The sequence below is a fragment of the Protofrankia sp. CiP3 genome (genome assembly GCF_917627345.1).
GTDB lineage: Bacteria > Actinomycetota > Actinomycetes > Frankiales > Frankiaceae > Protofrankia.
This window is the reverse complement of record NZ_CAKJTM010000064.1, coordinates 1-8,637: the sequence shown is the minus strand read 5'-3', so window position 1 is coordinate 8,637 and position 8,637 is coordinate 1. Positions and strand designations below refer to the sequence as shown.

The 8,637-nt window shown below is 68.3% G+C and carries 8 protein-coding genes; 7 read left to right on the top strand and 1 reads right to left on the bottom strand.

Annotated features, from left to right (window positions below):
* Positions 1-39 precede the first annotated feature (39 nt).
* Entirely contained in the window at positions 40-411 is a 372-nt protein-coding gene (locus MJ797_RS18775) for a hypothetical protein (RefSeq protein WP_239336945.1), read from the bottom strand.
* A 407-nt stretch (positions 412-818) separates the two neighbouring features.
* On the opposite strand from MJ797_RS18775, the gene MJ797_RS18770 reads away from it, so the two are divergent.
* The 7 genes from MJ797_RS18770 to MJ797_RS18740 form a co-directional block, all read left to right on the top strand.
* Positions 819-2,606 carry a glycoside hydrolase family 15 protein gene (locus tag MJ797_RS18770; protein ID WP_239336943.1) on the top strand — a complete coding sequence of 596 codons (1,788 nt, stop codon included), beginning with the start codon at positions 819-821 and terminating at the stop codon, positions 2,604-2,606.
* A gap of 180 nt (positions 2,607-2,786) precedes the next feature.
* Positions 2,787-4,247: an FHA domain-containing protein gene (locus MJ797_RS18765; protein WP_239336941.1), complete on the top strand. Its 1,461-nt coding sequence runs from the start codon at positions 2,787-2,789 to the stop codon at positions 4,245-4,247.
* A 7-nt stretch (positions 4,248-4,254) separates the two neighbouring features.
* The gene (locus tag MJ797_RS18760; protein ID WP_239336939.1) at positions 4,255-4,977 is read left to right on the top strand and encodes a DUF305 domain-containing protein; all 723 of its coding nucleotides are present in this window, start codon (positions 4,255-4,257) and stop codon (positions 4,975-4,977) included.
* A 211-nt stretch (positions 4,978-5,188) separates the two neighbouring features.
* Positions 5,189-5,962 carry a YceI family protein gene (locus MJ797_RS18755; protein WP_239336936.1) on the top strand — a complete coding sequence of 258 codons (774 nt, stop codon included), beginning with the start codon at positions 5,189-5,191 and terminating at the stop codon, positions 5,960-5,962.
* Positions 5,963-6,108: 146 nt separating this feature from the next.
* Positions 6,109-6,867 carry an SDR family oxidoreductase gene (locus MJ797_RS18750; protein WP_239336933.1) on the top strand — a complete coding sequence of 253 codons (759 nt, stop codon included), beginning with the start codon at positions 6,109-6,111 and terminating at the stop codon, positions 6,865-6,867.
* Between the two features lie 61 nt (positions 6,868-6,928).
* Positions 6,929-7,324 carry a metalloregulator ArsR/SmtB family transcription factor gene (locus MJ797_RS18745; RefSeq protein ID WP_239336930.1) on the top strand — a complete coding sequence of 132 codons (396 nt, stop codon included), beginning with the start codon at positions 6,929-6,931 and terminating at the stop codon, positions 7,322-7,324.
* A gap of 97 nt (positions 7,325-7,421) precedes the next feature.
* The coding region (locus MJ797_RS18740) for a serine/threonine-protein kinase (RefSeq protein WP_239336927.1) at positions 7,422-8,637 on the top strand (1,216 nt) is incomplete at its 3' end.

Sequence of the window (8,637 nt, the reverse complement as noted above, 5' to 3'; positions counted from 1 at the left end):
CTCGGGGTCCCCAAATTTTCGCGAAGCGGAAATTTGGGGCTAGCCGGTCAACTGGGCGATAAGCGCCCGGAGCAGTTCGAGGTCGCGCCGACGGATTTCCGTCGGCGAACGACCGTCGGAGCTTTCCGGCGCAAGTGACGCACGAACTCTGCGCAGTTTGTCCCGGAGGTACTGGACCTCGTCCGGGGGCAGCAGCCCCTCGCGCAGCAATAGCACGACGTGCCCACCGTGCTCGACGACGTCGATGGGCGCCGGCATCGCGACGGTCACGACGCGGATGCCGATCGGCTCCTGTTGATCATAAATCATGAAAAGCCGATCCTCCGCGATGACCTCGGCCGTGCCGTCGTCCCAGAGAACCGTCGCGCGGGCCGCGCTTGGCGGTACCCAGCCGACCGTCTCGACCCGCACCCTGTCGTCACCCGCCCCTGGCCCACAGCGCGGTGCGGTGTGTACCGCCAGCACGGTTCCGCAGCGCGACCAGACTCCACCACCAAGATCATCTACTGGAGATACCCGATCTCCCCTGGCGAACATGACGAGACCGCCTCGGCCATCGGGTGCCGCTGGTCTCTGCGCCGGCATAACGTGATCGTAGAGTGATATGGGTGGCGGCCGACACGGGCGCCCGCCGACGCCAGCCGGCCATAGGGCCTGGACACACACGTGGTCACAGATCCGAACGCCTCCGGCGCCGGATGCCCGGCCATGCATCACCCGACACTTCACGGAGTTGATGCCCGCAATCCCCTGGCCGGGCGTACGTTCGCGGAGCGGCTGGAACGAACGATCCGTTGGCGCTCACCCGGAGGCCACCCATGCGCGACACCGACTATCCCCCCATCGAGGAACACGCGGTCATCGGCGATTTGCGCACGGTAGCACTCATCGCGACCAACGGCACCATCGACTGGTACTGCCCAGAGCGCTTCGACAGCCCCTCGGTGTTCGCCAGCCTGCTCGACGCCGAACGCGGCGGAGCATTCCGCATCCACTGTCCCGGCTCCCGCACCAAGCAGCTCTACCTACCGGACTCCAACGTGGCGATGACCCGTTTCCTCGCGCCGCAGGCCGTCGGGGAGGTCGTCGACTTCATGGTCCCGGTCGACAGCGACGTCACCGAAGCACCGCACGTAATCGTCCGCCAGGCTCGGGCCGTCCGCGGGCGAGCCGCGTTCTCGCTGCGCTGCCACCCACGCTTCGACTACGGACGCACACCACACACAGTGACAATCGTCGACGGTCAGGGAGCGGTGTTCGACTCCCCTGTCGGTACCCTCACGCTACGCACCTGTGTACCTCTTGTGCCCGACGGAGAGGGTGTCACCTCGACATTCACGCTGGACACCGGAGAAAGCGCGGATGTCGTCCTGGAATGGAACACCCCCATCCGACCGCTCGTGGCAGGCGAGGCGGACCACCTGTTCAACCGCACCCTGGTCTACTGGCAGAACTGGCTGCGCCGCAGCCGGTATCACGGCCGCTGGCGGGAAATGGTGAACCGCTCAGCGCTCGTTCTCAAACTGCTGGTGTACCGGCCGACCGGTGCACTGGTCGCCGCGCCGACCACATCGCTGCCGGAAGAACTCGGCGGCATCCGCAACTGGGATTATCGTTACACCTGGATCCGCGACGCCGCGTTCACCATATACGCGCTGATGACGCTCGGGTTCACCGACGAGGCCGCCGCCTTCATGGACTGGCTGGAACAGCGCTGCCACGAAGCCCCGGCAGATAACGGCCTGCACGTCCTGTACAGCGTGGACGGCAATGCCAATCTTGACGAGATCGTGCTCGAGCACCTGGACGGCTACCGTGGCTCGCGGCCGGTCCGGATCGGCAACGGCGCCGCCGGCCAGCTCCAGCTGGACATCTACGGCGAGCTCATGGACTCGGTCTACCTGTACAACAAGCTCGCCGCGCCCATTTCCTTCCAGCTGTGGGAGGCGCTTTCCCGTCAGCTCGACTGGCTCGCCAAACACTGGGAGGAACCGGACGAAGGCATCTGGGAGACCCGCGGCGGCCGGCAGCGCTTCACCTATTCAGCATTGATGACCTGGGTGGCCTTTGAACGTGCGTGCCGCATATCCCGCCAGCGCGGCCTGCCCGGCCCGACGAACGAATGGAAGGACTACGCCGGCCGCGCCTACCGTTTTGTCCAGAACGCGGCCTGGGACCCGGTCCGCGGCGCGTATATGGAACATCCCGGATCATCCAGGCTGGACGCCTCGCTGCTGTGCATGCCGCTGGTGAAGTTCTCCGGACCCACCGATCCGCGTTTCCTGTCAACTCTCGACCGCGTCGGTGAGGACCTCGTCAGCGACAGCCTGGTACGCCGCTACGCCACCGACGGCAGCGACGGTCTGCACGGGGACGAAGGCACGTTCAACCTGTGCTCCTTCTGGTACGTCGAGGCCCTCACCCGCGCGGGCCGGGTCACCGAGGCCCGGCTGGTGTTCGAGAAGATGCTCACCTACGCCAACCACGTCGGCCTGTACGCCGAGGAGATCGGGCCGTCCGGAGAGGCGTTGGGGAACTTCCCGCAGGCGTTCACGCATCTCGCCCTGATCAGCGCCGCCGTCCACCTGGACCGGGCGCTCGGCTAGAACGATCTCCACGGCGAGGCGTCGCCGACGGGCATAGGAGCCGTCAGGCGTCCGTGTGTCGGCTGGAAGCCGACATGTTGCTGACGGGTGGCCCGATCCACCGGCAGGATGGGTGGGTACATCCGGCTCACCAGCGCTGGGCTGAAGACGATGCAGGGACGATGGACGAGGGGCGCGACGATGGCGGGACTTGACCGTTTCCGGGTCGAGGTGGTGACCGGACGCGGAGCGGATGCCGGGGTGGTGGTCCGTCTGCCGGGGGTCCTTGTCGTCGCCCGGATGGGGCGTCCCGAAACACACGAGGTGGCCAAGACGCTACTGGCACTATGCGCTGAGGTGGCCAGTGACTCGGGGCCGGCGTCGAGTACCGGCCGCCGGCTGGTACGCCGGGTCGCTGGGCTGCTCGCGGACGCCGACCCAGAGGCTGTGCCCGACTTCACCCTGGTGGCTGGGGTGGGCGACCGGTTGGCCGCGCTGATCCACGGTTCGATGGAACTGGCCGCCCACGGACCGACCCCGCTCGCGCTGTCCGGAGCCGAATCCGCCACCTGGGTGGACCGCCTGCTGCCCGCCGAGGTCGCTCGTCTCGACATCGGGCCGGTGGGCACGCTCGGGCCCGCCGGCATCGTCGGCGCCGATGGCGTGACAAGCGACCCGAGAGGTGACGCTTTCCCGCTGGACCTGCGGATCGGTGCCGTACCCGGCATCGGGGCGACGCTGGTGGCCTCCGACTCCCCGGCGGCGGTCGTACCCAGGGGCGCTGAGGAGGAGTTCCTGGCCGAGATCGGCGGGCCACGCGACCCGATGACCTCGGCGGCACCGATCCCGACAGCGGGCGGCGAGCCGGCGGCGGGCGCGTCCCCCGGCGCCGGGCCGCAGTCGCTGTCGTCAATGTCCACGGCGCCACCAGCGCTGGCACCGCTGAACAGCCAGGACATCGACAATGCGGCGCGCTGGCGGGCAGCGGGCCAGCCCACGCAGGCCGCGGACTTCGCCGCTCTCACGTCCGCCGATGACGAACCACCGGCCGAACTCGCCGGACGTGACTCAGCGGCCCGGATGGAGGACACCGAGAGCGAGGCGCTGACGGAGCTGCCCGGCCGCGGTCTCGACGTCGCCGACCTGTTCGACGACCAGGACGCTCCGACCATGCTGCCCGGCCAGTCCGAAGCTCAGGTCGAGGGGATCCTCTGCGCCAACAGCCACTTCAATCACCCCGCCGCGCCGTACTGCACAGAATGCGGATTGTCCCTGGCCCAACAGACCGGGAACCCGGTCTGGGGCCCCCGGCCGACAATCGGGATAATCGTCTTCGACGATGGCACGGCCATCGACGTCGACAAGGACCTGGTGATCGGTAGGCAGCCCGACCGGGACGAAGCCGTGCGGGCGGGCCGGGCGCGTCCGCTGATGGTCGAGGACGGCGAGAGCGCGGTGTCCCGCGTCCATGCGATCATCACGCTCAGTGGATGGGACGCGGTCATCGCGGACCAGGGCTCAGCGAACGGCACCTACATCGCCCCGCCCGAGGCGACCGTGTGGACACCGCTGAACCCGCACGAGCCCGCTCCGCTCGTCCCCGGTACCCGGGTCCAGGTGGGCAAGCGGACGTTCGTGTTCAACTCGCGGATGCAGGTCTGAACGCAGCATGGCCAGCGGCGACAGGGCCAGCGAAGGCAGCGGCACGGGCAGTGGCCCCGGTGACAGTGGTGGTGACGCTGACCGGACGATGAGGTTACGCCGAGCGTCCCGCTGGGTGCCGCTGGCGCTCGCCCTGGTGGTCGCGCTGCTGGCGGCTGGCGCGGGCCTGCGGGGAATCATTGACCGGACCCCCGGCGAGGGCTCCGTGGACGCGGGGTTCGCCCGCGACATGTCCGCGCATCATGCTCAGGCTGTCCAGCTGGCGATGGTCGAGTTCCGCGGCGGTGCCGACGCGACCCAACGAGGCGTCGCCGCGGACGTCGCCCTCACCCAGCAGCGGGAGATCGGCATCATGTCGGCGTGGCTGACCCAGTGGGGCCTGCCGCAGGTCTCGACCGACCCACCGATGCGCTGGATGCGGTCCGTGCACCTGGACCATGACAGCTCCGGACATGGCGGGGCCGCCACGGACTACGTGCGCATGCCTGGCATGGCCACCAGCACGGAGCTGGGCCAGCTGGCCGGGGCGTCCGGGCGGGAACTGGACGCCCTCTTTCTCACCCTCATGATCCGCCATCACCGCGGCGGGATCACGATGGCGCAGGAGGCCGCGGCCCGCGCCGAGGAGCCCGACGTGCGAGCGCTGGCCCGCGCGATGGTCATCAACCAGGCAGCCGAAATCGAGCAGATGCAGGCCGATCTGCGTGCCATGGGCATGCCCCCGGCCTGACCCGCCAGCAGCCCGCGCGAACCTTCTGGCCGCGGTGGCGTACAACCCGCCTGCGCCCCGTGCCGACACAGACCACACCTGTCCATCGGTTCGGACTTTCCTGACGCTGCCCCCACGGCATCTACTCCACGTCATTAGTCGGCACACAAAAAATCGGCTATAAAGGAATTATCCCGACCTTTTTTTACTGTCCGGCTACGAGGAGTCATTCATGGCAGCTGACACCACGCAGGGCACCGGCCAACCGACACAGCCTGGAAAAAAACGTCCCCGCTGGCTGAAGGGGCTGATCATTGGTGGGATCATCGCGGTCGCCCTCCTGGTCGGCGGGCCGTTTGTCTACATCAATTTCATCGAAAGCACGCCCCCGGCCGAGCTGTCCGTTGACACGCAGGCGAGCGGTGCGGGCGGCGGAACCACCGGAACCACCGGAACCACCGGAACCACCGGAACCACCAGCGGATCAGTTGACGGCACCTGGAAAATCACCAGCGGGTCGCAGGCCGGGTACCGTGTCAAAGAAGTCCTGTTCGGGCAAAGCACCACCGCGGTCGGCCGGACCTCAGGCGTCACCGGACAAATGATCATTTCTGGAACGACCGTTCCCACCGCCGAGTTCACCGCGGACATGACCACCGTCGCCAGCGACCAGTCACAACGTGACAACCAGTTCCGTGGACGGATCATGGAGACGTCGAAGTACCCGACAGCCAGCTTCAAACTGACCAAACCGATCGACCTTGGCTCGGTGCCCGGTGCCGGCGAGAAGAAGACCTACCAGGCAACCGGTGACCTCACCCTGCACGGCGTCACCAAGTCAGTCACAATCCCACTCACCACACAGCGGTCGGGCACGCAAATCCTGATCAGCGGGCAGATCCCGGTCGTGTTCGCCGATTACAATATCAACAATCCGAGTTTCAGCGAGATCAAAACCGAGGACAACGGAATCATGGAAGTTGGGCTTGTGTTCACCAAAGCCTGATCCCGAGACGATGACGCATCGGGCGTACCATGGCCGGCTGTGCCCGTAGCCGACCAAGACACTCGATCTCTCGCCACCATGCGGGCGGGACTTTGTCTCGTTCCGGACCGCCTCCTGGGTCTCCTTCCGGACCACCTCGTCGGCGCATGACCGCGAAGCGGCAACCGGAGCTGGTCGGTCGCACGGCGCTGGTAACCGGAGCATCCAGCGGGATCGGGCGCGCCATCGCCGTGCGGCTCGCCGTCGCGGGGGCGTCGGTCGTCGCGACCGGCCGGAACCGACGGGCTCTGGACGAGTTGGCCGCGGCTGCGGACCGCCGTGAGGTCGACATACATCTCCACCCGGCTGACATCACCGACACCGACGCCCGAGCCGAGCTCGCCGAGGCCGTCCGCCAGCTGCCCGGCAGCCTGTCCATCATGATCCATTCAGCCGGTGCCTACCAGCGCTCGCCCGTGGCAGAAGCGGACATCAGCGACCTCGACCACCAGTACGCGGTGAACGTCCGTGCCCCCTACGCCCTCACCCAGCTCCTGCTCCCGGAACTCCTCGACGCCGGCCGGCGCTCAGGCGGAGACATCATCTTCGTCAACTCGACCCAGGGCATCACCGCCAGCCCGAACATCAGCCAGTACGCCGCCACCAAGCACGCGCTGCGGGCCATCGCCGACAGCCTGCGCGCGGAAGTCGCCGACGCGGGCGTCCGGGTGTGCACGATGCTCCCCGGCCGGACAGCGACCCCCATGCAGCGCCGGGTAGTCCAGGCCGGCGGCCCGTCCTGGGTGCCGGACACGCTCATGGCGCCACAAGACGTGGCCGAAATGGTGACAGTGGTGCTCGCTCTGCCCATTCGCACCACCGTCACCGAGGTCGTGATGCGCCCGGCACGCATGCTCCCCGGGTAGCCCCTGATACCCCTGTTGCCAGGCGCTCATAGACGGCTGTCAATAATCGAGGCATGCTGCAATGATGGCCACGACCCATGCCCGTTCCGGACCGGAGGCACTGGCGAACGAGGACTGGGCATGCCGCACGCCGCTTGCCCGCGAGCCGCTGTCCGCCGAGGCGGCCGCCCAGCTTGCCGGCGTCCTGAAGGCCATGGGCGACCCGACCCGGCTGCGGCTGCTCTCACTGATCTATGCCCATGCCGGCGGCGAAGCGTGCGTGTGTGAACTGACCGAACCGCTGGGCCTGACTCAGCCCACCATCAGCCACCATCTCAAGGTGCTCGTCGACGCCGGCCTGCTCACCCGCGACAAGCGCGGTGTGTGGTCCTACTACCGGACTGTTCCCGCGCGGCTGGCCGCTCTCGGTAACATAATCATGCCGAGTGGGCTCACGGATGGCAGCGTGCCCGGCTGAGCTTCCACGAGGCTGCGGACGTCCCGACATGGGCGTGGCGTACCGTGGCGGCACAATCGAAGCAATAGGAATCGGAGCGTTTCCGGGGGGTGCGGCCGTGCCGGGAACGACGCCACCGCCCGTGTCGGGCAATGTCGTGGCCCCGCTTCGTCCGGAGGACCCTCGCCAGCTCGGGCCCTATCGCATCGCCGGCCGCCTCGGGCAGGGTGGGATGGGCGCTGTCTTCCTCGCCTCCCACCAGGATCCCACCCAGCACGATGCCTCCCGCCAGGACAGCCAGTGGGTAGCGATCAAGGTAATACGCCCGGATCTCGCCGAGCACCCCGAGTTCCGCGCCCGCTTCCGGCGCGAGGCGGAAAGCGCCCGCAAGGTGAAGCGCTTCGCGACCGCAGCGGTACTGGATGCCGACCCCGACGGCCCCCAGCCCTACCTGGTAACCGAGTACGTCGAGGGACCGACCCTGTCGAAAATGGTCAGCGCCCGCGGCCCGCTGCGGCCCGCCGACCTTGAGCACCTCGCGCTGAGCGTCGCGACCGCGCTGAGCGCCATCCACAACGCCGGCATCATCCACCGGGACCTGACACCGTCCAACGTGCTGCTGTCACCAGTCGGCCCCAAGGTGATCGATTTCGGGCTCGCCCGCTCGTCGAACATCCTGACCAATATCAGCCATGTCGGCGCGCAGCCGATCGGCACGCCCGGTTACATGGCTCCTGAGCAGATAGTCGACGAGCCTGTCACCTCGTCCGTGGACGTGTTCGCCTGGGGCAGTGTCATCATCTTCGCCGGGACCGGCCATTCGGCCTGGGGCGACGGGCCCACCGACGTGATCCTCTACCGGATCATCCACGACGAGCCACGCCTCACCGGCATCCCGGACGACCTGCGCGAACTCGTCACGCGCGCGATGTGTAAGGACCCGGCCCAACGCCCGAGCGCCGACGCGCTGCGGGCCGTCCTGATGGGCGGTGCGGACGCCACCAGCCTGACCAGGCCGCCGGGGACGGCGGGAGCCCAGCCGCGGAAATCGGCGAGACGGCTGCGCAGAGGATCCGCGGAGGGCGGTCAGTCAGGCCGGCGCCCAGCGCCCGCCCAGCATGCCCCGCGCGATCCGGCGACCGCGGTGCCGTCGCAGCCCGACGCCGGTGGCACCGTGGGGCTCGTCCCGTCTGATCCGCCCGCGCCACCGCCGCCATCGTCGGTGCCGTCGTCGCCGGTCTCGCCCTATCCCCTGCTATCGCCCGCGCCGCCGGTCGCCGCCCCGGCTCGGCGGCTGCCGGCCACCCCCGCCCCCGCTCCGGTCGCGCCTGGCC

What these genes read in the sequence shown, in the direction of transcription:
- MJ797_RS18770 (WP_239336943.1), top strand. Translation starts at nt 819, where the DNA reads ATGCGCGACACCGACTATCCCCCCATCGAGGAACACGCGGTCATCGGC.
- MJ797_RS18765 (WP_239336941.1), top strand. Translation starts at nt 2,787, where the DNA reads ATGGCGGGACTTGACCGTTTCCGGGTCGAGGTGGTGACCGGACGCGGA.
- MJ797_RS18760 (WP_239336939.1), top strand. Translation starts at nt 4,255, where the DNA reads ATGGCCAGCGGCGACAGGGCCAGCGAAGGCAGCGGCACGGGCAGTGGC.
- MJ797_RS18755 (WP_239336936.1), top strand. Translation starts at nt 5,189, where the DNA reads ATGGCAGCTGACACCACGCAGGGCACCGGCCAACCGACACAGCCTGGA.
- MJ797_RS18750 (WP_239336933.1), top strand. Translation starts at nt 6,109, where the DNA reads ATGACCGCGAAGCGGCAACCGGAGCTGGTCGGTCGCACGGCGCTGGTA.
- MJ797_RS18745 (WP_239336930.1), top strand. Translation starts at nt 6,929, where the DNA reads ATGATGGCCACGACCCATGCCCGTTCCGGACCGGAGGCACTGGCGAAC.